The organism is Lujinxingia sediminis (assembly GCF_004005565.1).
Taxonomy (GTDB): domain Bacteria; phylum Myxococcota_A; class Bradymonadia; order Bradymonadales; family Bradymonadaceae; genus Lujinxingia; species Lujinxingia sediminis.
Map to the genome: position 1 here is coordinate 67,244 of NZ_SADD01000014.1, position 22,216 is coordinate 89,459.

The following is a 22,216-nucleotide window of genomic DNA, read 5'->3' on the forward strand; positions in this document are numbered from 1 at the left end:
CGCGGTTCGAAAGGTTCCCCCCACGCGTTGGTGGGTGCTACGAGCGCCTCGGTCCCCCGGGGCGTTGGCGTTGGTCGCTGAGGACGAACGCCATTAAAATTCGTATGTGGCAGAAGCTAACCCCCCCTCGCCACGGGTCAACGCGCTCAGGGTTGTCGCGCGCACTCCGAGCGCAGCTGTCGCAGAGCCCGCTGGTGAGGCCCCTGGCCGTGGTCGCGAATCACCGCCGCCAGATCAATGCACTTTTTATGGCGGACGAGAAAACGCCCCAGATCGCGAGGCTCATCGTAGTGGCGGACCAGCCGTTCCAGAAGTACCCGGGCGCGTCGAAGATCGCCCTGCGCCTCGGCGATTGCCGCCTCACTGCGCCAGCATACCCCCTGGTCACGGGCGTGCAGCGGGGGAGCACAGCCGATGGCGTAGATCGCGTTGAGCAAGGCCTGGCGGTCGCTTTCGCCTTCGTCGGGGCGATGGTCGGGCGCGGTGACGCGCAGAAGATCGCGCGCCACATCGGCGCTCAGCCAGCCCCCCCGGAGCGCGCGCTCGGCCAGCGCCAGAGCGGCCTCGGGACGCTCCTGACGGTGGTAGATCTGTATCAGCTCTCGCAGCACCTGATCGTGCACCTCCTGCTGGTCTCCAGGATTCATGGCCAGCAGTTGCCCCGCCCACAACTCGCTGAGCTCCCAGAGCTTCTGTTCGCGATAGAGCTGTATCAGCCCCAGGCGCAACGCCGTGCTCTGTGGCCGCTCATCAAGCATCGCCAGCGCGAGCTCGGCTGCCTGCGCCGGCCCCTCCACCCGGGCGCATTCTCGCAGGGCAAAACTCAGCAGGGACTCGCTGGCGCGGCCCAGGGCCAGCGCGCGATGAGGAATGTCGTGGAGATCGCGAAACAAAAATGCACCCAGCCAGCTGGCCGGTGCCAGATGGGGCTCGGCGTAGAGCTCGCGCCAGATCCGGGCGGCCTCTTCGTGCTGGCCGTCGACGACCAACGTCCGCGCCAGCACCAGCCCCTGATGGGGAAATGGGTTGAGCGCGTAGGCCCGTCGGGCCAGGGCGAGCGCGCGCTCGGTGTGACCTGCCTGGCGCAGCTCCACGCTCCGATCGCCGAGGGCAGCAGCGTCGGTGGGGAAGAGCGCCAGCCGCTGCTTCACCTGCTCTTCGGCGTCAGGCGCGTCCGCATCATAAAGCCCCCAGAGCAGTCCGCAGGCCAGCAGTATACCGGCGGCCAGTGCTCCGACCAGCGCGCGGTAGAGCCGCTGGCTCAGGGGGCGATGGTAGCCTGGAGCGCTCGTTTTGGCGCCGGCCACGCAGAGTTCAATAATCATCAACGCCGGCAGCGAGATTCCCAGCGTGAAGAAAGGAAAGTGAAAGAGAGAGGCCACGCTAAGCCCCACAGCCAGGGCCACTGCGATCGCCCCCATGCGAGGGTTCTCGCTGGCCAGGGCCTGTCGCACGAGCAGCACAAGACTCATCCCGAGCAGCGCGATCGCGGCGATGCCGACCGGCCAGCCATAGGCAAAGATCCACTCCACCGGCTCGTTCTCAATGGTGGGCACGCTGTGCATTCCCACGATATGGGGGTCGAGGTAGGCGGGTAAGCCCATTCCCACGGCGCCAGCGCCGGCGCCGGTCAGCCAGAAGTCGCCAGCGGCACGCAGCGCCGCCCCACTCATATGAAGACGCACCTCGAGGCTGGTCTGTGCCAGGGAGTCGGCCACACTAAAGTGCTGCGGTAAGAGAAGGCCGGCGATGACCAGTGCCGCAGCAAGTCCGCCACCGATCCACACCAGGCGGTGATGAGGCGTCTTCTCCCGGGGGGCATCGGACGTGTGCGTGGCGGCATGGCGAAACAGCACCGCCCCGCCGGCCAGAGCGGCCAAACCCAGCGCAAGCAGCGAGCCCTCGCTGCGATGGGCCAGGGTCAGTACGCCGAAGATCGCGCAGAACACCATCATCGTTGCACTCAACGCGCGTTGGCGCCGCGCCCACATCAGCGCTGCACCGGCGCTTACAAGGGTGGCCAGCGCATAGTAGGTTGCGGCGTGGTTGGTGCTCACAAAGGGGGCCCAGGCTCGGGGATGCAAGCTGGCCTGGTAGAGCCCGAGTATTTTGTCGGTCTGGCTGAGCACCTGCATCGCACCGGCCAGCGCGACCACGATCGCGATGATCGAGGCGGCGGCCAGCCCCTGACGGCGCAGCGCGCGCCAGCGCCCCAGATTGCTCACCGCCAGCGCCCCCAGGCTCAGCGCAAACCACTTGAGCGCCATCGCCGCGCTGGCCGGCGCATCAAGTGAGAGCGGGCGAAACGCCGGCAACGCCCTCTCCCCGAACGCCGCTTCCCAGCTCAGCCTCAACGCCTCGCCACTCGCCGGACTCACGAGGTTGATGAGCCCCACCGGCATCGGCAACGCCTGCAGCAGCGAAACCATCCCCAGCATCGCGAAGACCGCCGCCGGAATAGAGCAGCGCCGCAGCCCGGTTGGCCGACCCTCCATCGCGAACTCGCCGATAAGCACGACCACAAGGGCCAGCGTCGCCAGGAGCGCCGCGCTCAACGCATGCACCCCTCCAACCATCAGCGGACTTGCCAGCAGCAAAATGGCGAGCAAGATCGAGGAGACCTTAAGCCAGAGCGGGCGGGATTTTTGTCGGGCCATCAGGCGCCTCGTGGTGTGGCCAAGCCTAAAAATGGGCGGCGTTGACGCCGCAGACTTGAGTCTCTACGATCGCGCGCCGCGTCGTCAAAAGGCCCCCGGGGCCCCCATGACCTGAGAGCACTATGTCGGACCAGTACGGATTCCAAGAGCCACGCCAAAGCAGCGCGCCCGAAGAGCGTGGCGAGTCGCTCGGTGCCCTTATCGGGCGCTACTGGGCGCTCTTTCGACGTTTTTACTGGGTGCTCATCCTCACCTCGATCGCATGCGTGGCGGCGGCCTATTTCTGGACCGATCGACAGCCTCGCATCTATCAGGCTACCAGCAAACTTATCTTTCATGAGTCGCGCCCCAATGTCTTTGGTAAGCAGTTTGAGCGGGTTGAGCTTGTCGATCCGGGCGGCCGCTGGCAGTTCGAGCAGTTCTGGAACACCCAGAAAGAGGTGCTCGGCTCCAAATGGTTTGCCCAGCGCGTCATCGAACGCGAGGGTCTTCTGGACGCCCCGGGCTTTTTATCCCCTTCTGTGCAGCAGTTAGATGAGGATGAGCGCATGAAGCGCGCCGTCAACACCCTGCAGCGCGTGGCGGTTTATTCTCTGCAGCGCGACAGCCGGGTGGGCCTTGTTCAGGTGCGTTTCAAAGATCCGGAGCTTGCTGCCAGTATCGCCGATGGCATCTCGGAGACCTACGTCGAGTACATCCGCGAGTTTCAGACTGGCGGGCTGCGTCAGCTGGCGAACTGGTTTGACGATTACGTCTCCACCAAGCGCGAGGAGCTCGATGAGTCGCGCTCCGAGTTGCAGAAATACCAGCGCGATAACAACATTCTCTCGCATACCTTCGAAGATCGCCGCGAGATGGCTGCGGAGGGCCTGGCCGCCGTCAGCACGCAGCTGCGCGACGTGCAGGCGCGTCTTTTTGCCGAGGAGGCGCTGCTCAATCAGCTCGAGACGATGGAGTCCCGTGGTGATGATCTGCGCGCGCTGGGCGATCTTGTCGATAACCCGGCGCTTAAACGCGGCCTCGATCGCGAGAGCGAACTTCTGGAGCGTCGCGCCGAGCTCAAGACACGCTATCTCGATGCTCACCCTGAGGTGCGCGCCGTTGATGAGCAGCTCGAAGTGGTACGTCGCTCCATCGAAGAGGAGATCGGGCGGATTCGCACCGCGGTGGCCAACCGCGCTGCCGTCACCCGCCGCAACACTGCCAACCTCCAGGAAGAGATCGAGCGCCACAAGGCCGAGATCGCTGAACTCAACCAGATTGGCTTTCGCTACACCGAGATGCGTGACAGCACGGAGACCCTGCGCCAGCACTATGAGACGGTGCTCGGCCGCACCAACGAGCTCGACCTTAACGCCCTCTATGAGAGCGAGATCATTCAGATCCTTGAGAACGCCGATGTTCCCGGTGCCCCGATCAGCCCGCAGGTGCCGCTGAACCTGGCCGTGGGCCTGCTCCTGGGCCTCTTTCTGGGGGGCTCGATCATGGTGCTTATCGATGCTCTCGATACCACGGTCAAGACCGAGGAGCATGTCACCAAATACACCACACGCCCGATCCTGGGCATGCTTCCGGCGGTCAACGCCGGGGCGGTCAAGGGCGTGGAGAAGTTCGGCGACTCCGCGCTCGATACGCTCACGCATACCGCTCCGCGTAGCTCTTTTGCCGAGGCGATCAAGACCCTGCGCACCAACCTGATGTTCATGGCCCCGGACAACCCCCCACGCGTCCTCCTGATGACCAGCCCGGGCCCCGGCGAGGGCAAGACGCTGACGTCGGTGAACATGGCGATCGCGCTGGCGCAGTCGGGCCAGCGCACCCTGGTGATCGACAGCGATATGCGTCGCCCCCGCGTCCACAAAGCCCTGGGCATGGACAACACGGTGGGCCTCTCCGAGGCCATCACCGGCGAACGCACCTACAAAGAGGCGGTTCGCCCCACGGGTATCGAAAACCTCGAGGTGATGACCTGCGGACCGGTGCCTCCCAACCCCTCGGAACTCTTGCAGACCGAGCGATTCCGTAAGCTGGTGCGCGATCTTCGCGAGGACTACGACCGGGTTATCTTCGACTCCCCGCCCCTGGCCGCGGTGGCCGACGCCCTGGTGCTCAGTCATTCGGCGGATGTGGTCTTGTTGATCCTGAAGTTCGGTCAGACCCGCCAGGAGCTTTTGCGCCGCTCCATCGAGCAGCTGGAGTCCATCGGGGCGCCCTTCGGCGGCACGGTGCTCAACGACATCGACGAGAACGCCGGCTACGGCTACGCGTATTATTACCGCTACCGCTACGACGAGCCGGGCGACTCCGGCGACTCGAAGGGCGGGAAGATGGCCAGCTAAGCGGCCTTCCCGTAGATCATATGAACCTTAAAGCGCCCGTTGCTCGCTCAGAGCGCGGGCGTTTTTTGGTGCATGGCCTCGCGCACCGCGTCGGCGATGGCCTCGCGCTCATCGTCACGAAGCTCCGGGAAGACGGGTAGAGCCAGAACTTCCTCACAGGCCCGCTCCGCGTGGGGAAAGTCGCCCCGCTGGTAGCCAAGTTCGCGTAGCGCCGGCTGGGTATGAAGGGGCTCGGGGTAGTAGACGCCGTGGCCGATGCCCCGGGCTTCCAGGTGAGCGATGAGGCGCGCGCGATCGGCAACGCGTACGACATACTGGTTGTAGACGGGGCGATGGCCCGGTGTATGCCGCGGGAGCTTCAGGCCTTCAAGGCCGGCCAGCGCTTCATTGTAGTAGGCGGCGTGGGCGCGTCGGCGCTCGCAGAAGGAGCGAAGATGGGGGAGTTTGGCCGAGAGGATCGCCGCCTGAAGGGCGTCGAGGCGAAAGTTACCGCCCACCTCCACGTGATGGTACTTGGGGTTTGCGCCGTGACGCCCCAGCAGCCGAAGCCGCTGGTGAAACGCGTCGTCATTGGTGAAGACCATGCCGCCGTCGCCGGCCGCCCCCAGGTTCTTGGTGGGGAAAAAGCTCACGCAGCCGGCCAGCCCGAAACTTCCGGCCTGGTGCCCCTCAAAGCTCGCGCCGAGTGCCTGGGCCAGGTCTTCAATGACGGCCACCCCCGGCGCGTTCTGCACCGCCGCCATCACCTGGTCCATCTGCGCGCATTGACCAAAGAGGTGAATCGGAAGCACCGCCCGGGTCTTCTCACCCAGCGCGTCTTCAACCCTGGAGGCGTCCAGGTTGAACCCGTCGGGCTCAATATCGACAAAGACCGGTCGGCCCCCCAGGCGAAGGATCGAGCCGACGGGAGCAAAAAATGTAAAAGGCGACGTGACGACCTCATCGCCGGGCTTAAGATTTAGCGCCATCAAGCTCAGCAGCAATGCGTCCGTACCGCTGGAGACGCCCACCGCGTGCGCCACACCCACATGGCGGGCCAGCGCCTGCTCAAGCTCCGTGACGTAGGAACCGCCGATGCAGCGCTGCGTCCGCAACACCTCGTCGACGGCCGGGCGGATAAGGTCTTCGAGCGCGGCGTACTGACGCGTCAGATCAAAAAAAGGAACACCCATTGCGAACTCCGGGGGGAAGGCGCCCACCAGGCGCCTCAGCACATCATCGACGTCGCTTAAACTGGCTTGAGCGTACCTTCGCTCAAGGTGTAGCGCTGGCCGCATTCTGTGCAGGTGCACTGCGACTCTGGCGCAGGCAGAGTCAGCCCGCAACGGCAACTCCATCCGATCTGACGGGCCGGCTGACCGACCACCAGCGCATAGGGCGCCACATCGGCGGTAACCACCGCGCCCGCGCCCACAAAGGCAAACTCGCCCACCTCCACCCCGCACACTACGGTGGCGTTGGCACCCAGGGTTGCCCCTCGACAGATGCGGGTGGTCTGGTAGGCATGCCGGCGCGAGACGTGCGCGCGGGGGTGGCGCACGTTGGTAAAGACCACGCTCGGGCCGCAGAACACATCGTCATCGAGGATCACCCCGTCGTAGATCGAGACGTTGTTCTGGATCTTCACCCCGTCGCCGATCTTCGCGCTGGGAGCTACGTACACGTTCTGCCCCAGACTGCATCGCTGGCCAATGGTGGCGCCGGCACACACATGGGCAAAATGCCATACGCGGGTGCCACCGCCCAGGTGGGCCCCTTCATCAATGATCGCGCTGGGATGGGCCCAGGCTTCGGCAAGAGCGTCATGATGCGTCATGGTTCAGCGCTCCAGGCGCAGCGGTTGATGCGCTCGCATCGAGGCATACGCCGCGTCGATGATCGCCAGCGAGCGCAGCCCCTCTTCGCCGGTGACAATCGGCGCGTCAGGGACTCCGTTAAGATGCTCAAAAATCGCCCCGAAGACGTGCGCATGCCCCCCCGAGAGGATGTCTTCGACGGAGCTGGCCAGTTCCGCAATCACATCATCTTGTGGGGTATGTTCTGCAAACTCCCAGGCTTCCACACGGTCGCAGCGCGGGCCCCCCAGCCGCACCGTGCCACGCTCACCGAGCACTGTCAGACTGGTAGTGAGGTTGCGGGGGTAGGCCAACATCGAGACATGCACGCTTCCCAGCGCACCACCGGGCCAACGCAGGCTCAGAAGGGCGGTATCTTCCACATCGATACGTCGCCCCAGCGTGCCCCCGGTCGCATAGACTTCATCGGGCTCGTCGAAGATCCAGGCGAGCAGATCCACATAATGGCTGGCCTGATTCATCAGGGCGCCGCCGTCGTACTCGCGCGTTCCCCGCCAGGAGGCCGCGTCATAGTAGGCCTGGTTGCGATTCCAATAGACTTCCAACCCCACGCTGAAGATGCGCCCGAAGCGCTCGTTGCGCACCGCTTCGCGCAGCGCCAGAAAGAGCGGATGATGGCGCAGTTGCTTGATCACAAAGAGTTTGCGCCCGAACTCCCGCACCTGCATGACCATCTGGCGCGCCTCCTCAAGCGAGGTGCTCAGGGGCTTTTCCAGGATGATGTCAGCACCCGCGCCGGCGACTTTCAGCGCCTGAGTGCAGTGCAGCCCGGTCGGTGTGGCGATGCTCACAAGTTGCGGGGAACGCTCGGCGAGCAGCTCATCCAGCGAGGCGAAGGCCGGCGCTTCAAGGAGTGCGCCCAGCGTTTGCCGGCGGTGCGTGTCAGGATCGACCACGCCAACCACGTCAACACGTGGACCGTGCCATTGCAGCGCGCGCGCGTGGCGCTCGGCCACGTGGCCGCAGCCAACCAGCGCAATACGACGGGGAGCAAGAGGGGAGAGGGGGGCTGTATCGCTCAGGGGAGGCCTCATATCGAACATCGTCGGGGCATCAGCCGGCAAGAGATACACCGAAACACGGTCGGCTTCCAGGATCTTCGCCGGGTTGATGGCGTTCGTTGCTCGGGGGTCGTCTCGGCAGTCGACAAGCTCTCTTCAGGCTCGAATCCCGATCTTCTCCCGCCTCGTCCGTACGTCGGAATAACATCGCCAACGTGGTGTATTCACATCGCGTACCCGCGCCGCTTGAGAACTCTGTCGACGACTTGCGCTTCGGGACGCACTTCCCTAGGGTTCGCTTCTGTCGCAACCTCTTCAGTCGACCGGATGCCGTGTCGAAGTTATCGCCTATGAAACGCATCACCTCACAGCGCCTGCAGCTGCGACGCCCCCTCGGGTGGGCGCTCAGTCTTGTGCTCTGGGCGGTGATGCTGGTTCCGACAGGAGCCTCGGCGATGGAAGGGGTGCCCGTGCAGCCAACCTGCACCGGGGGCTTTGAACACCCGATGCAGGCCGCGGCGTCGTCGCAGGCCCGCGAGGCCTTCGATCGTATGGTGTCCTGGGGATTTGGTCCGTTGACACCGGTCGAGCCGGATAGCTTTGAAACTCCGGCTCCGAGCGCGGAGAACGACAAGCCTTGCGGAGCATCGTCAGGCATCGATCCGACCAACCCTGAATACAACATCTGCTTTGAAGGCACGCGAGAGCCCGTTTCTACGCTCCCCGATCTTCTGGCGCGCTATCAGGCTGAAGAGGCCGCCGGCGCGCTCTTTGATGTGGTTGCGAAGATGGGGGTTCAGAGCACCGGGCATATCCCCCGCCATCAGCAGGCCCCGGCCGCGCTCCCCGAGCGCCCATGGCTGGCCGCGCTGGTCGATTCGATGGAGCGCAGCGCTCCCCTTCAACACGAAAGCCCACTGACCTGCTCGGAGTACAGCGAGCTCTGCCGAAGCCTCCCACCGGCCACGGCCGGCACGGCGTTCATCGGGCTCGTGACTGTACGTTCTCCTGTTGAGCTCTACGCGACGCGTTACCCTGTGCTTTCCTCTCCGCCCACGCAGCCCGCGCTGGAGCGCCTGCGTGTTGGCCCCGCTCTTGAGCACCGACGCCTGCTCGAAGAGCCCCCTCAACATAGCTGAGCGGCCTTAGCTACAGCCTGAGTTCGGCTCTATGCATCAAACGCAGCGTTGCGTTTGACGCTTGAGCCGGCGCGCGCGCTGTGCAACAACCTGCGCCCGCAAACGCTGTGGCCGCATCGCGGCTTGAAATCTTACGTATCAACACGTGTTTGTTTCACGATTCGGCGAGCTGTGCGCTTTGCACGGTTTGCCCCCAAACCTGAACATCAGGAGTAAACCCATGGCAGGACATTCCCAACAGAGCAATGGCGTAGGTGCGCTGATGCTCATCGCCGTGGCCGTGATTTGCCTCGGCATCGGCTTCTTCATCGGTACTAAAAACACCACCCCGACCGCCGGAAGCGCCCCCGGCGCCGCCGTCGCGCCCAGCGCTCAGGCCGGCAAAGACAGCACCAAGATTCCGGTGGGCGACAGCCCGACCTACGGCCCGGCCAATGCGCCGGTCACCATTGTTGAGTTCACCAGCATGCAGTGCCCCTTCTGTGGCCGCGCTGCTGGCACGCTCAAGGAGCTGGCTGACAAGTATCCCAACGACGTGCGTCTGGTCTTCAAGAACTTCCCCCTCTCTTTCCAGGCCCAGGCCAAGGACGCCTCGCGCGTCGTGATGGCCGCCGAGCGCCAGGGCAAGTTCTGGGAGATGAAAGAGAAGATGTTCGCTGACCTGCAGGCCTACCGCTCGGGCGATGTGAAAGATCTGGGCGCGAAGTACGCTGCTGAGCTCGGCATGGACGTTGAGAAGTTCAAGGCCGACTACGACGATCCCGCCATCGTGGCTACGATCGACGCAGATCAGAAGCTCGGCGAAAGCCTGGGCGTTCGCGGTACCCCGCACTTCTTCGTCAACGGCGAAGTTGTCAACGGTGCCCAGCCCCTGGCCCGCTTCGAAGAAATCGTCAAGAAGCAGCTCGGCGAAGTCGAAGAGCTGCTGGCCGCCGGTACCAGCCGCGACGGCATCTACGCGGCGATGGTCGACAAGAACTTCAAGAGCGCGCCCGCCCCTCAGCAGGCTGAGCGTAAGGCTGAGCCGGCCACCGAAGTGCACATGGTTCCGGTGCGCGACGCCGACTACGCCAAGGGTGCCAGCGCCGACCAGGCGCTCGTGACCATCATGGAGTTCTCCAGCTTCCAGTGCCCCTTCTGCGCGCGTGGCTCCGAGACCATCAAGCAGCTGGTTGAGAAGTACCCCAACCAGGTCCGCGTGGTCTTCAAGCACTTCCCGCTTGGCTTCCAGCAGCAGAGCGAGCCGGCCTCGCGCGCTTCGGTCGCCGCCGGTAACCAGGGCAAGTTCTGGGAAATGTACCAGCTTCTCTACGACAACCAGCGTTCGCTGGGCGAAGCGAAGTTCGAAGAGCTCGCCGGTCAGCTTGGCCTGAACATGGACAAGTTCAAGGCGGACTACGCCGCTCCGGCCACCGCCGAGATCGTCAAGCAGGCCCAGCGTGACGGCCAGTCGGCCGGCATTCGCGGCACCCCGGGCTTCCTGGTCAACGGCATCAAGGTTGTCGGCGCCCAGCCCCTGGCTGTCTTCGAAGATCACGTCAAGAAGCAGATCGAGATCGCCGAGAAGATCAAGTCCGATCGCAACCTCTCCGGCGAGGCCCTCTACGAGGCCGTGGTCGAGTACAACAAAGAGAACGTCGCCGAAGCTGCTCCTGCAGCTGCCCCCGAGCGTCCCGCGGCCCCCGCGCCCAAGATCGCTGACGACGCCCTCTCGGTCGGTAACTCCTACACCATGGGTCCGGCCAACGCTCCGGTCACCATCTACGAATTCTCCAGCTTCCAGTGCCCCTTCTGCGCCCGTGGCGCCGAGACCCTGGATCGCGTGAAGGAAGAGTACGGCGACAAGGTGCGCGTGGTGTACAAGAACTTCCCGCTTCCCTTCCAGGCTCAGAGCGAGCCGGCCGCTCGCGCGGCGCTTGCCGCCGGCAAGCAGGGCAAGTTCTGGGAGATGTACCACCTGCTTTACGAAAACCAGCGTAGCTTCCGCGAAGACGGCCTCTGGGAGCGCCTCGCCGGTGAGCTTGGCCTGAACATGGACAAGTTCAAGGCGGACTTCGACGATCCCGCCATCGCCCAGCAGGTTAAGGACGAAGCCGAAGAGGGCCGTTCGGTCGGCGTGACCGGCACCCCGGCGTTCTTCGTCAACGGCACCCGCGTGGTCGGCGCCCAGCCCTTTGAGAAGTTCAAAGAGCTGATCGACGCTGAACTCTAAGAGAAGCCGTAGAAGCGCCGAATCTTCGGCGCTTTGACGCGTCGCACCACTCGCCGCCTCCCACCCGGGAGGCGGCGTTTTTTTTGGGGGATCGAGAAACGCCCATGCCTCGGCGGCGCATAGGCCTTTTGGCATGCGACTTTTGCCCGTATGGCCGCCCGTGCTACGACGGGCCGAGATGATGATACCCCTGTGGCACACTCGAAGCGTTTCCCCCCAGGATGAGAAGAAGATGCGCATGCCGACCCTCTTTGAACCGCATAAAACCTCGACCTCTGGCGCGGCCCTGTGCGCCGCGCTGATCGCGATGCTCGCTCTGGTCGGCTGCGCTGCCAGCCCGGCAACCCCCGAAACCCCGGCGGCACCGGACTGGCAGGCCAGCGAGCTGGTCCCCCTGGGCGAGAGCCCGCGTCAGGGCAATCCACACGCGCCGGTGGTCATTGTGGAGTTCTCCAGCCTGCAATGCCCCTTCTCGGCCCGCGCTCGCCAGACGGTCGTGGAGCTTCTTCAGGCCTATCCCGACGAGGTGCAGCTCGTGTACAGGCATCTTCCGCTCTCATTTCAGCCGGAGTCGCATCCGGCGGCGTTGGCTGCCGAGGCTGCTCGTGAGCAGGGGGCCTTCTGGCCGATGGTCGACAGCCTCTACGCCAGCCAGCGCACCATGACCGAGAGCGGGGCCGACGCCGCCGGCCGACAGCTCGCCGCGCGCATCGGATTGGATGAAAGGCGTTATGCCGAGGCCATCGCCAACTCCTCTGAGCTCGACGCGCGTATCCAGCGCGATGTGGAGCTCGCTCGCCAGCTCGGCATTCAGGGCACGCCGACCTTTATGATCAACGGGGAGCTGGTGCGTGGCGCGCAACCCCGGGAAGTCTTCGAGGCGGCCATCACCCGAGCGCTGGAACGCCACGCTTTGCTCGAAGCCGAAGGCGTACCTCAAGCCGAGCGCTACGCGCGATCCGTTGCGCTCGCCAGGGTTCAGGCCCGCGCTCAGGCGGAGCGCGCCCAGAAGGAAGCCGCTCGCGTCGACACGTCCGGCCCAAACTTCGTCGCTGTGCCTGTGGAGGGTGACGAGCTCATTCACCAATCCGGTGAGGACTTTCTGGTGACGATCGTGGAGTTCTCCAGCCTGCAGTGCCCTTTCTGTGCTCGCGCGCTTCCCACGTTGGCAGCGCTCAAGGAGCGCTACGGCGAGAAGTTGCGTGTTGTTTTTAAACATTTTCCCCTTCAATTTCATGGGGATAGTGAGCTTGCTGCGCGGGCAGTGGTCGCCGCCCAGGAGCAGGGCAAGGGGTGGGAGATGCGCGACGCCATTTACGCGCGTCAGCGCGAACTCGGTCCCGAACTCATCGACGAGCTCGCCACCGAGCTGCAACTCGACCAGGCCGCTTTCGCCTCCGCGCTGCAGAGCGAGGAGGTCGCCGAGCGTGTCGCCCGTCAGCAGGAGCAGGGGCTCGACGCCGGTGTGCGCGGCACCCCGTCTTTTTTCATCAACGGCCGCTTTGTGGTGGGCGCACAGCCTCTTGAGAACTTCGAGGCCATCATCGATGACGAGATCGAGCGCGCCCAAAGCCTGCGCGAACAGAGCCCCGAGCTCCAGGGCCAGGCACTCTACGAACGCCTGATCGAAGCTCGTCTGGAGTCGGCCGGCGAATGACGCATGCCGCCCGGTTGCCGGCCTGAATCCAACCAGGATGAACCGGCGTCCGAACGTGAATGGAGAAGATATGCGACATCGCTTTGAATTCAGACGTGGATTTCTCACTCTTGCCTTGAGCCTGACGCTGGCCGCATGCGGCACCACGCCGCCCGCCGACACTCAGGAGCAAAGCGCCGCCGAACGCCCGACCATCGAGATGGTCGACAGCGAACTCTTACCCGTGGAGGGGAGCCCCGTCCGCGGGGCCCCCGACGCCTGGGTCACCGTGGTGGTCTTTGGCGATTTCCAATGCCCCTTTTGCGGGCGGCTCGCGGCAACGCTTGACCAGGTGATGGCCGAACAACCGGAAGGGAGAGCACGGGTCGTCTTTAAACATGTCCCGCTGGACTCCCACCCTCATGCCCGGCTGCTGGCTCAGGCCAGCGAGGCGGCCCGGGAGCAGGGCAAGTTCTGGGAGATGCACGACCTCCTCTTTGATAACGCTGCTGAACTGCGCGAGGGCGACCCGCAGGCCGAGCTTCGCCGTCTGGCCAATGCGCTGGAGCTGGATATGCAGCGCTTCGAGCGCGACCTGGCCGATTCTGAGGTCGCCGAGCGCATCGCACGCGATGAGGCTCTGGCCGAAGAGCTGGGCCTTAGCGCGGTGCCCGCCGTCTATATCAACGGGGGTTACATTCCCGGCGCGCAGCCTCCGGCGGTCTACATGCGCGCGATCTACGATGTGGGGGAGGCCACCCGTGGTGCGGTGGACGATGGCGAAATGAAGCGTGAGGAGGTCTACGCGCACAGCGTCCGAGCGCTTCTGCCGCGCTCACGGCAAGCTCAGGCCGCCCAGGCCGAACACGAAAGTGCGCAGGCCCGCGCCAGTCGTGTGCCGATGTACCACCCCGGCCGTCCGGTGATCGGCGACGACGAGCAGGCCCTGGTGCAGATTGCGCATTTCCACAGCCTGGGCTCGGAGCCCAGCGTTGAGATGCACCGTCGTCTGGCCGAACTCCAGGCTGGCGACCCGCAACGCGTCCGCGTGGTGACCTTTCAACTTCCGCACAGTGACGATGAGGTGCTGGCGTTTGCCCACCGCGCGCTCGCTGCGGCGTCGCTGGATGACAGCTCCCGCGGCCAGCGCTTCCTGGGCTGGCTGGCCGAGCTTCCCGAAGACGCCTGGTCACAGGGCCCTGAGCTACTTGAACGCATGGATGAAAAACTCAGGGAGCTGGGCGTCGATCCCGCACAGGTCAACGCCGAGGAGAGCCGCGCGCGCCTCGACGCTGACCAACGTCTCGCCATCGAACTCGATGTCGTCGGCATCCCCACCGCGTTCATCAATGGTCAGCGCGTGGTGGGGCTGGCTCCGCTGGAGGACCTCCAGCGCCTGGTTGACGAGAAGGCCGCGATCGCCGAGAGGGTCGCACAGGTGCGCAACATCTCCGGGCGAGAGCTCTACGAGGCCATTCTCAACGCGGCTGAGCAGCAGCCCGGCGCGCGTTGAATCAGAGCAGCAAAAACGCCGCCAGCAGCCCCACCGCCATGATCGGCGCGAGCCCCATCGCCACATAGGCCCCCAGGCGTCGCGAGCCGATGATGGCGCTCAGCGCCGCCTTGACCAGACTGTTGGTCAGAATCGCGATGACAATCGCCTGGGTGGCCAGCGGTGCGCTCAACTCGCCGCCGGCCTCCATGCGTGCCACCGCCAGGCTGATGGCGTTGGTTTCGGCCAGGCCACCGAAGATCGCGGTGAGGTAGATCACCTGCGAGCCGTAGAGTTGCCCCAGGCCCTTGGCCACGCCGATGATCACCACCAGCAAGAGCGCGAACTTCAGGGCGGGCACGAGCTCAAAGGGGTTGCGAATCTCCAGAGTCATCCCTTCATCGATCGTCGCTGGCTCATCGCGTCCCTCGGGGCGGTCGCGCACATGGCTGACCAGCGTGACCCACAGCAGCCCGGCTACCACCGAGCCTGGAATGGCCATCAGCACAAAGGGCAACCACAGCGTCTTGACCAGCTCCAGGTTCACCACCGCCACCGCCACGGTCACCCGCGCAAACATAAAAGCGTTGGCCAGCATGATCGCAAACGCTGCGGATAAGAGCACCGTACGCGAGCGCGGGTTCTGATGAACCTGGCGCGACATCGCCAGTGCGACCGCCGTGCTTGACGCCATTCCACCAAGCACCCCGGTGAGCACCAGCCCGCGGCTCGTCCCCAGAAAACGGATCGCAAAATAACCCAGAAAGCTGATCCCGCTGATCAGCACGACCAGTAGCCAGATCTCGCGCAGGTTATAGATCCCCCAGGGGTCCACCGGCTGGTCGGGCAAGAGCGGCAGGAGCACCACCGTCACCAGCAAGAACTTCATCGTCGAGACGATCTCCGCCGGTGTGAGCAGGTGCACAAAGGTCGTGGTGTGGCGCTTGAGCGAGAGTACAATGGCCACGATCACCGCGATCGACGCGGCTACCATCGGCATGCTTGGCACCAGCACGCCCAGCACAAAGACCACCATCGCCGAGATCTGCGTGGTAATGCCCACCTCATGCTCGGTGGCGCGGCGCTCATGCCAGAAAAAAGCCACAAGCAGCGCGAAATAGCCCAGCCCCACCACGTAGGGCAGTCCCGGTAAGATGTTCTGCGCGATCACCGAGACGGTGCCCAGCAGCGAGCTCAGCGCGAAGGTACGCACCCCCACGCTCCCCAGCGGGCTCTCCGGCTCCCGGTGACTCTGGCGCTCCAGGCCGATGATGCCGCCCAGTGCCAGGCTCACAGCCACTGCGCGCACCATCCCAAAATCAAGTACGGTGGAAGGTTCCAAGGTTAAGGCACGCGCTCCATCAGGCGCACCTCGCAGGTGTCGCCCGGGCAGTAGTAGTACGAGACCAACACATGGTCGCGGTGGTCGATGGCGGTGGAGACGCCGTAGGTCGGGCCCTCAAAAACGCGCTCGGAGCTCCACCGCCAGCGGTCTTCGTCGCTGCGAGCGACGCGCAAATCTTGTTCGTCGGCGTTATGGTAGGCCACAAAAAGCGTCTCGTCGCGAGCTTCGATCATCGATGAGAGGTAATAGGTCTGGCCGTTGTTGAAGAACTCGCGTTGCGAGATCGGATCTTCGAAGTCGCCACAGTCGACGACCAGCCCGCTGTTTCCTGAGCCGCTCACGCAGAGCTGCCCGTTTTGACGGTAGACCAGCGCGCTGACCTGGGTGGTGTAGTCTCGCTGAGAGGTCGTCCAGGCATCCTGGCCGACATCATAACGCGAGATCTGGAAGTTCGCGCCCATGCCACGGTGGATCAGGTAGAAATCCAGCGCGTTGCCCGCTTTCAAGCCTTCATCAAAGGCCGCGGAGGTCGCCGGCGAAAGATCGCGCAGGCGTCGCCACAGCGGCGCAGGGCTGGCGGTGTTGTAGGTATAAAACTCCACACGATCTTCGCCCTGCTGCGCATAGCTCAAATAAAAACGCGCCCGGTCATGAGTGATGTCAAAGCCGTCAGCTGCGCTCACTCGCCCCTCGGCGACGCGATCGATGATCCACCCTCCGCCGGGTCGGCGTTGGGCAAGGGCCAGGCTCTGGTCGGGGGCGTCGAGATACACCGCCAGCGGCTCATTGGCGTGAATCACCGAGAGGCCGAAGAGACCTTCATGCTGGTCGATGGACTCAAAGATCCACGACCCACCCACCGGGCGGCGCGCCACCACAAGCTCCGGGTCCGCGCAGGTGCGCTCGGCGCAGCGATGGTACCCAAGCCACACTGTGCCCTGGCGGTCGACGACCACGCTGGTGCGATCGTTGCTCGCAAAGAACCTCGGTAGCCCCTCGGCCACCACCTCACTGCGCCACTCCGTCTCATCCCACTCCGGCGGTTCCGGCTCGATCTCCGGGTCGGGAAACGCCCAGTCCCAATCTTCCGGGTCTTCCGGCTCACCACCGACATCCACAGGTACAAAGCCCTCGTCCGGCGCGCCGATATCTTCAGGAGGTTGCCCCACGTCGATGGACGCCTCCAACGGGGGCTCTTCAAACTCCCAGAAGTAGTCATCCTCGTCATGACAGCTGCAGCCGTTCAGCGTGAGCAATGAGGTGGCCAGCGCATAAATAATCGGGCGGCTGGATGTGATCAGCGTGCGAGACGTCACCCTCGACCTCCATTCAGAATAAGTGCGGCAGCGGGGCTAACTGCCGCCCCGGTCTGGTCAAAGATAAAGTCTCGCAAATTCTCGGGGCGATGGCTATCGCCTCGCCAGCTCAAGAAAAAAATGAGCCCGGGCTGCTTAACATCAGCCCGGGCTCACCCTTACGCGCCCCAGCCGGCACGTTACTACTTCTGGATCACGCCGTGCGCACTTCAATCTTGCGCGGTTTGGCGCTCTCAGCCTTCGGAAGCGTCAGCTTGAGTACACCGTCGGTGATCTCGGCGCTGATCTTCGTCTGATCGATCTGCTGGCCCACGCGGAACTGCCGCATGAAATGCCCCACCCGATACTCCGAGTAGAGGGGCTGCCAGCCCGGCTCGACCTCGCGTACGCTCCCCACAATGGTGAGCAGGTTGTCGCGAAGATCGATCTCAAAATCTTCCGCAGCGGTGCCGGGCACATCGGCCACAAGCGTCAGCGCTTTGGAGGTCTCATAGATGTCGACGTTGGGCCGAAAGTAGGTGCCCTCGCGGGTGCCCTCGGCCTCCTGAAGCTCTTCTTTACGGTGAACTGCAATCTCCTGACTTGTGCCCTGCGTGTTGCCATTGGAGCTTTGAGTGCTTTTGGATGTACGGGCCATGATCGTCCTCCCTGAAAAGTCGGGTGATACAGCGCGTCTATCAACGCTCAGTCCTGAAGGTCGCGGAATCATGTGATGGTGATGCGTCGCGGGCGCACGTCTTCTTTGCGCGGCGCGATGATCTCCAGGATCCCGTGGGTGTAGGTCGCTTCGACCTTCGAGACATCAACGGGCTGAGGCAGCGTGATGGCGCGGCGGAACTGGCCGGCGTCGCGCTCACGGCGATGCACGTCGGCATCTTCCATGCGCTCCAGGTTGCGCTCTCCGCGGATCACAACCTGGTCGGCTTTGGAGCTGACATCCAACGAGTCGCGATCGATGCCCGGCATTTCGGCGCGGATCATGAACGCGTCGCCGTTATCGTAGATGTTGACCGGGGGGAACACGCCCATGGTCCGGCCCCCGGCTGTCTGTCCGTCGCGGCGCTGAAAGGGGAAGACGGAGGTCCCGCCCATCATTGAGCGGAGCTCCTGGCGAAAGAGCTGGTAAGGATCGTCAAACCACGGCGAAGTACTCATCGAATACCTCCACTTGGAGTTACAACTGGGTTCGTAGGAACGACGTTATAAGTCAAAGTGCCGGGGCTCTCCGGAGAAGCCTCTTGCGCTCAAGCAACCTAGGCAGCCGGGAACGAGCGTCAAGCCACTCGCCGCATTTTTGCTCCCCCAACACCGAGAGGCTCCCGTAAAATCGATGCGATCGTGATGTGGGAGGCCCTACCATCGTTCCTCTCACGAGCATGCTTGCCAGCCTTATCCCCCCCCACTAGATTGACCGGCCCGGCCCGGTGCTCACAGTGAGCGGGCCGCTTTTATTGACGCTAACGCCGAGGGAGGCCATGCGCTTTGTCGAGTTGATCCGCAAGAAACGTCAGGGTGGGGAGCTGAGCGAGCAGGAGCTCAAGCGTCTGGTCGATGCCTACACCACCGAAGAGCTGCCCGATTACCAGATGTCGGCGTTTCTGATGGCGGTCTACTTCCAGTCAATGACCTCCAAAGAGCTCTCGGCCTGGACCGAGGCGATGTTGCATTCCGGCCAGGTCCTCGATCTCTCCAGCATCGTCGGTGCCAAGGTCGACAAACACTCCACCGGCGGGGTTGGCGACAAGGTCTCGCTGATCCTGGCGCCGCTGGCTGTGGCCGCTGGGCTCAAGGTGCCCATGATCTCCGGGCGCGGGCTGGGGCACACCGGTGGCACGCTCGACAAGCTCGAGAGCATCCCCGGCTTTAACGTTAACCAGAGCGTCGAGCGCTTCATTGAGCTGGTCGACACCCTGGGGCTGGGGCTTATCGGTCAGACCGGCGAGGTCGCTCCGGCCGATAAGAAGATCTATGCGCTGCGCGATGTTACCGCCACGGTGGAGTGCATTCCGCTGATTGCCAGCTCGATCATGAGCAAAAAACTCGCCGAGGGCATCGACGCGCTCATCCTCGATGTGAAGGTGGGTTCCGGTGCCTTTATGAAGAACATCGACCGCGCCCGCGAGCTTGCGCAGACGATGATCGGCATCGGTAAGGCGATGAACCGCCCGGTGCGAGCGCTCATCACCGACATGGACCAGCCCCTGGGCCTGACCATCGGCAACAGCCTGGAGGTCATTGAGAGCATTGAGACGCTGCGCGGCGAAGGTCCCGAAGATCTTACCGAGATCACCCTTGAGCTGGTCACCGAGATGCTCGATGTGGCCGGGGAAGTCTCCGATCGCGATCAGACCAAGCGCCGCTTGTTCGAGCTTCTGCGCGACGGCAGCGCGCTGGGAGTCTTCGAGAAGATCATCGAAGCGCAAGGCGGCGACGCCTCGGTCTGCGCTGACACTTCGAAGTTGCCCACCGCCAAATACACCACGGTGCTGGAAGCCTGGGAGGGCGGCCATATCAATCGCATGCAGGCCGAATCGGTTGGCATCGCTGCGATGGAACTCGGCGCCGGACGTCGCCGTAAAGAAGACACCATCGACCCGGCCGTGGGCCTGGTGATGAATGCCAAACGCGGCGATAAGGTGGAGCCCGGGCAACCGGTGGTCACCATCCATTACAACGACGATCGCGAGCTTGATAAGGTCAAGCAGATGTTGCGCGATGCGATCGTGATTGGCGAGGCCCCCACCGATGTGCCGCCGTTGATCCTCGATCGCCTTAGCTAAGGTGTTGAAGGTACAGTTGTTATGAGGTTGAGGTGTCTGTGGTTCAGCGGCATGCCAGCACGGTCGTAAGGAGTTCCATGCCATGTCGCCTGGGGCTGATAATGGCGTTGCTCCTGCTTGTTGCCTGCGATCTCCCCGCCGACGCTCCCCTGGATGAGTCGTTGCAGGCACCGGGTGACGAGGTGCCTGGCGACGATCTTCTGATGCCCGAGGCTGAAGAAGGGCAGGGCGGTGGTTTTGCCTTCGACGAGGAGCGTTTGCTGGAAGGCGCCGAATCGTTGAGCGCCCAGGCGCCTCCTGCCGAGTGCGTCGGGGCCACCGAAGAGGAGGCCAGCGCCGAGTCGCATCCGCGTATCCTTCGCGGGTTGGTGCTTGCGCCGCAGGGTAAGTTTGCACGGGGCCCCCACCTCCTCGAACTCCTGATCCCCTCCGCGCACGCTGCCGCGCTGGAGGGGGAGCTCCCGGTGGCCAACGCGCGAGTTGCTCTCTACGAGGGCGATGCACGCGGCGAGCCGGTGGGCGAGCCACTGATCGAGACGGTCAGCGACCGCGCCGGCCAGTGGTGTGTGCGCCTGCCTGATGGGGTCGCGTTTGGCCCGCAGCTTCTGCTCATTGCCAGCGCTGGCGACCACCGCTTGCGTCGTCCGGTGTTGCACGCCGCAGACCTCGATCTTTACTCCCAGCCCGAGGCGCTGATGCGTCTGCTGATCGAGGAGGGCTTGACGCTCGACGCGATCTCGACGGCCTCCTACCTCAACCTCGATGTGATGGCCCAGAGCGCAGTCGACCTCATCGAACCGGTGCGGGTCGAGGGCACAAGCGGGCTGGAGAGTCTGCTGGCGCGTCTGCATAAGACGATGTCGGAAGACGCGCGTTTGAAAGAAGCTATCGGGCGCCTCTATGCCGAATAGGCCGCACCAGGCCTGAACATCTCGGGCATCGGCTCGGCGTTAAAACGACGCAAAAAAGCCCCCGAAGCCAGCTGGCTTCCGGGGGCTTTTTTCGTCTCGCTTTAGCGCGATAAGCCGGGTTTTGTCCCGCGCTCAAGGCGCGGTGACGGTCATTCATCTAGGCCTCATGTTGCCATAAGGCTCAAGCGGTTACCTGAGACCGCGGGGCGGGCACCCCGGAGCGCTCTTAAAGAGCGCTCAGCCTCTGTTTACCTTGCATCGGGTGGGGTTTACCTGGACGAGCGACGTCACCGCCGCCCCGGTGAGCTCTTACCTCACCTTTTCACCCTTACCGCGCTCAAGCGCGCGGCGGTATATCTCTGTGGCACTCTCCCTGGGGTCGCCCCCGGTCGGTGTTACCGACCACCCTGCCCTGTGATGCCCGGACTTTCCTCCCGCCGCCCCTCCGAAGAGAAGCGACCGGCGACCGTCTGCGCTAAAGCGAGACGAACCCGGAGGTAACCCCCCGGGTTCATCTTTTCAACCTGAAACCACCGGCGAGGTGGATTGGGTCGCGCTTTTACTCAAATCAGGCTTCCATCGCGTCGGAGGCCGACGACTCGCCCAGTGCATCTTCCCAGAAGTAGAGGATGCGGTTGCAGCTCGGGCAGATCTCAAGCGTGTTGCCGCGCTGAACCTCAATGTACTGCTGGGGCGGAAGCGCCATAAAGCAGCCTTCGCAATGGCCGTTTTTGCAGGCCACCACCGCAAGCCCCGGGCGGCGGCTGCGGATGAAGTCGTACTTGTGAATCACGCGCTTGGAGACCTGACCGCGGGCCTCTTCCTGACGGTTGGTCAGCTTGTTGATGACCGCGTCGAGCTCGGCCAGGCGCTTCTCGGCCTCGGCCTCATCGGCGGCGATGCCTTCGCGCAGTTGGATGATCTTGTCTTCCTTCTCTTTGATCGACTCTTGAGTCGACTCAATGACTTCAAGCAGGTGCAGCAGCTCTTCTTCGGTTTGCTCGCTGGACTTCTTGAAGCTCTCAATCTCCTTCTCGACGGCGTTGTACTCTTTGGTCGAGCCGATGTCGCGAAGGCGCTTCTGACGCATGGTCAGATTTTCGTTGATCTCCTTGAGATCATCTTTCTTCTGCGACTGAAGGGCGCGAATCTCTTCGAGCTCTTCTTTCTGGGAGTTGAGGTCGTCGACGAGTTTGTCCAGGAAGCCGGTATTTTCCTGGATGCGTCCAACGATCTCTTCTTTCTTGGTGGTGATTTCGTCGAGCTCCAGGTCGATGTTCTGAAGTTCTCGAAGAAGGGCCAGTTGTTCTTTCAAAATTCACCTCGCCGAGTGATGGGTGCCCAATAGAAAAGCGCCTGAGCGAAGGCTCAGGCGCTTTCTTGGAGCGGTGGACATGTTCGTGAAGTTGGTGCGGGGCTGCGTCGGTCGGACCTGTCGCGCGTAGGAGGGGAGTCCCGCCGCCAGAAGGTGGCGTCGAGAGAGGCCCCGTCGAGAGAGGCCGGTGGGTTGTAAACGCGCGACGAGCTGCATG

16 protein-coding genes and 1 other RNA gene are annotated in these 22,216 nt (G+C 63.7%); 7 read left to right on the plus strand and 10 right to left on the minus strand.

The window, feature by feature from the left end; all coding sequences use genetic code 11:
• Positions 1-146: 146 nt before the first annotated feature.
• Positions 147-2,657, minus strand: coding sequence for a hypothetical protein (locus EA187_RS17610; RefSeq protein WP_115607452.1), 2,511 nt, complete (start codon positions 2,655-2,657; stop codon positions 147-149).
• A gap of 122 nt (positions 2,658-2,779) precedes the next feature.
• Between EA187_RS17610 and EA187_RS17615 the strand changes: the two genes are divergently transcribed.
• Positions 2,780-4,996, plus strand: a complete 2,217-nt coding sequence (locus EA187_RS17615) for a polysaccharide biosynthesis tyrosine autokinase (protein WP_115607451.1) — start codon at positions 2,780-2,782, stop codon at positions 4,994-4,996.
• Positions 4,997-5,043: 47 nt separating this feature from the next.
• On the opposite strand, the gene EA187_RS17620 is transcribed toward EA187_RS17615, so the two are convergent.
• Genes EA187_RS17620 through EA187_RS17630 form a run of 3 tightly spaced genes read right to left on the minus strand, consistent with a single transcriptional unit; the run spans position 5,044 to position 7,886 of the window.
• The gene (locus EA187_RS17620) at positions 5,044-6,168 is read right to left on the minus strand and encodes a DegT/DnrJ/EryC1/StrS family aminotransferase (protein ID WP_127781106.1); all 1,125 of its coding nucleotides are present in this window, start codon (positions 6,166-6,168) and stop codon (positions 5,044-5,046) included.
• 56 nt (positions 6,169-6,224) lie between these two features.
• On the minus strand, positions 6,225-6,812 hold the full coding sequence (locus EA187_RS17625) for an acyltransferase (RefSeq protein ID WP_127781107.1): 588 nt from the start codon (positions 6,810-6,812) through the stop codon (positions 6,225-6,227).
• A 3-nt stretch (positions 6,813-6,815) separates the two neighbouring features.
• Entirely contained in the window at positions 6,816-7,886 is a 1,071-nt protein-coding gene (locus EA187_RS17630) for a Gfo/Idh/MocA family protein (RefSeq protein WP_164856375.1), read from the minus strand.
• Between the two features lie 317 nt (positions 7,887-8,203).
• Between EA187_RS17630 and EA187_RS17635 the strand changes: the two genes are divergently transcribed.
• The 4 genes from EA187_RS17635 to EA187_RS17650 all read left to right on the plus strand — a co-directional run bounded on the left by EA187_RS17635 (position 8,204) and on the right by EA187_RS17650 (position 14,353).
• The gene (locus EA187_RS17635; RefSeq protein ID WP_127781109.1) at positions 8,204-8,992 is read left to right on the plus strand and encodes a hypothetical protein; all 789 of its coding nucleotides are present in this window, start codon (positions 8,204-8,206) and stop codon (positions 8,990-8,992) included.
• Between the two features lie 220 nt (positions 8,993-9,212).
• Complete coding sequence (locus EA187_RS17640; RefSeq protein ID WP_115607442.1) at positions 9,213-11,204, plus strand: DsbA family protein; 1,992 nt, start codon at positions 9,213-9,215, stop codon at positions 11,202-11,204.
• Between the two features lie 232 nt (positions 11,205-11,436).
• Positions 11,437-12,861 (plus strand): DsbA family protein, encoded by a 1,425-nt coding sequence (locus EA187_RS17645; RefSeq protein WP_164856376.1) that lies wholly within the window; start codon positions 11,437-11,439, stop codon positions 12,859-12,861.
• A gap of 70 nt (positions 12,862-12,931) precedes the next feature.
• Positions 12,932-14,353 carry a DsbA family protein gene (locus tag EA187_RS17650; protein WP_164856377.1) on the plus strand — a complete coding sequence of 474 codons (1,422 nt, stop codon included), beginning with the start codon at positions 12,932-12,934 and terminating at the stop codon, positions 14,351-14,353.
• 1 nt (position 14,354) lies between these two features.
• Here the strand turns inward: EA187_RS17650 and EA187_RS17655 are convergent, their stop codons facing one another.
• From EA187_RS17655 to EA187_RS17670, 4 genes are all read right to left on the minus strand, one after another.
• On the minus strand, positions 14,355-15,674 hold the full coding sequence (locus EA187_RS17655; protein WP_127781112.1) for an MgtC/SapB family protein: 1,320 nt from the start codon (positions 15,672-15,674) through the stop codon (positions 14,355-14,357).
• A gap of 2 nt (positions 15,675-15,676) precedes the next feature.
• On the minus strand, positions 15,677-16,993 hold the full coding sequence (locus EA187_RS17660; RefSeq protein ID WP_127781113.1) for a hypothetical protein: 1,317 nt from the start codon (positions 16,991-16,993) through the stop codon (positions 15,677-15,679).
• A 193-nt stretch (positions 16,994-17,186) separates the two neighbouring features.
• Positions 17,187-17,630, minus strand: coding sequence for an Hsp20/alpha crystallin family protein (locus EA187_RS17665; protein WP_115607433.1), 444 nt, complete (start codon positions 17,628-17,630; stop codon positions 17,187-17,189).
• A gap of 68 nt (positions 17,631-17,698) precedes the next feature.
• A complete protein-coding gene (locus EA187_RS17670) occupies positions 17,699-18,148 on the minus strand; it encodes an Hsp20/alpha crystallin family protein (protein ID WP_115607432.1) in 450 nt (149 codons plus the stop codon).
• 320 nt (positions 18,149-18,468) lie between these two features.
• Between EA187_RS17670 and EA187_RS17675 the strand changes: the two genes are divergently transcribed.
• Positions 18,469-19,773, plus strand: coding sequence for a thymidine phosphorylase (locus EA187_RS17675; RefSeq protein ID WP_127781114.1), 1,305 nt, complete (start codon positions 18,469-18,471; stop codon positions 19,771-19,773).
• A gap of 77 nt (positions 19,774-19,850) precedes the next feature.
• A complete protein-coding gene (locus EA187_RS17680) occupies positions 19,851-20,684 on the plus strand; it encodes a hypothetical protein (RefSeq protein WP_127781115.1) in 834 nt (277 codons plus the stop codon).
• A 94-nt stretch (positions 20,685-20,778) separates the two neighbouring features.
• Here the strand turns inward: EA187_RS17680 and rnpB are convergent.
• An RNA gene (rnpB, locus tag EA187_RS17685) (RNase P RNA component class A) lies at positions 20,779-21,166 on the minus strand.
• Between the two features lie 86 nt (positions 21,167-21,252).
• The gene (locus tag EA187_RS17690) at positions 21,253-21,999 is read right to left on the minus strand and encodes a zinc ribbon domain-containing protein (protein WP_115607427.1); all 747 of its coding nucleotides are present in this window, start codon (positions 21,997-21,999) and stop codon (positions 21,253-21,255) included.
• Between the last annotated feature and the right edge of the window lie 217 nt (positions 22,000-22,216).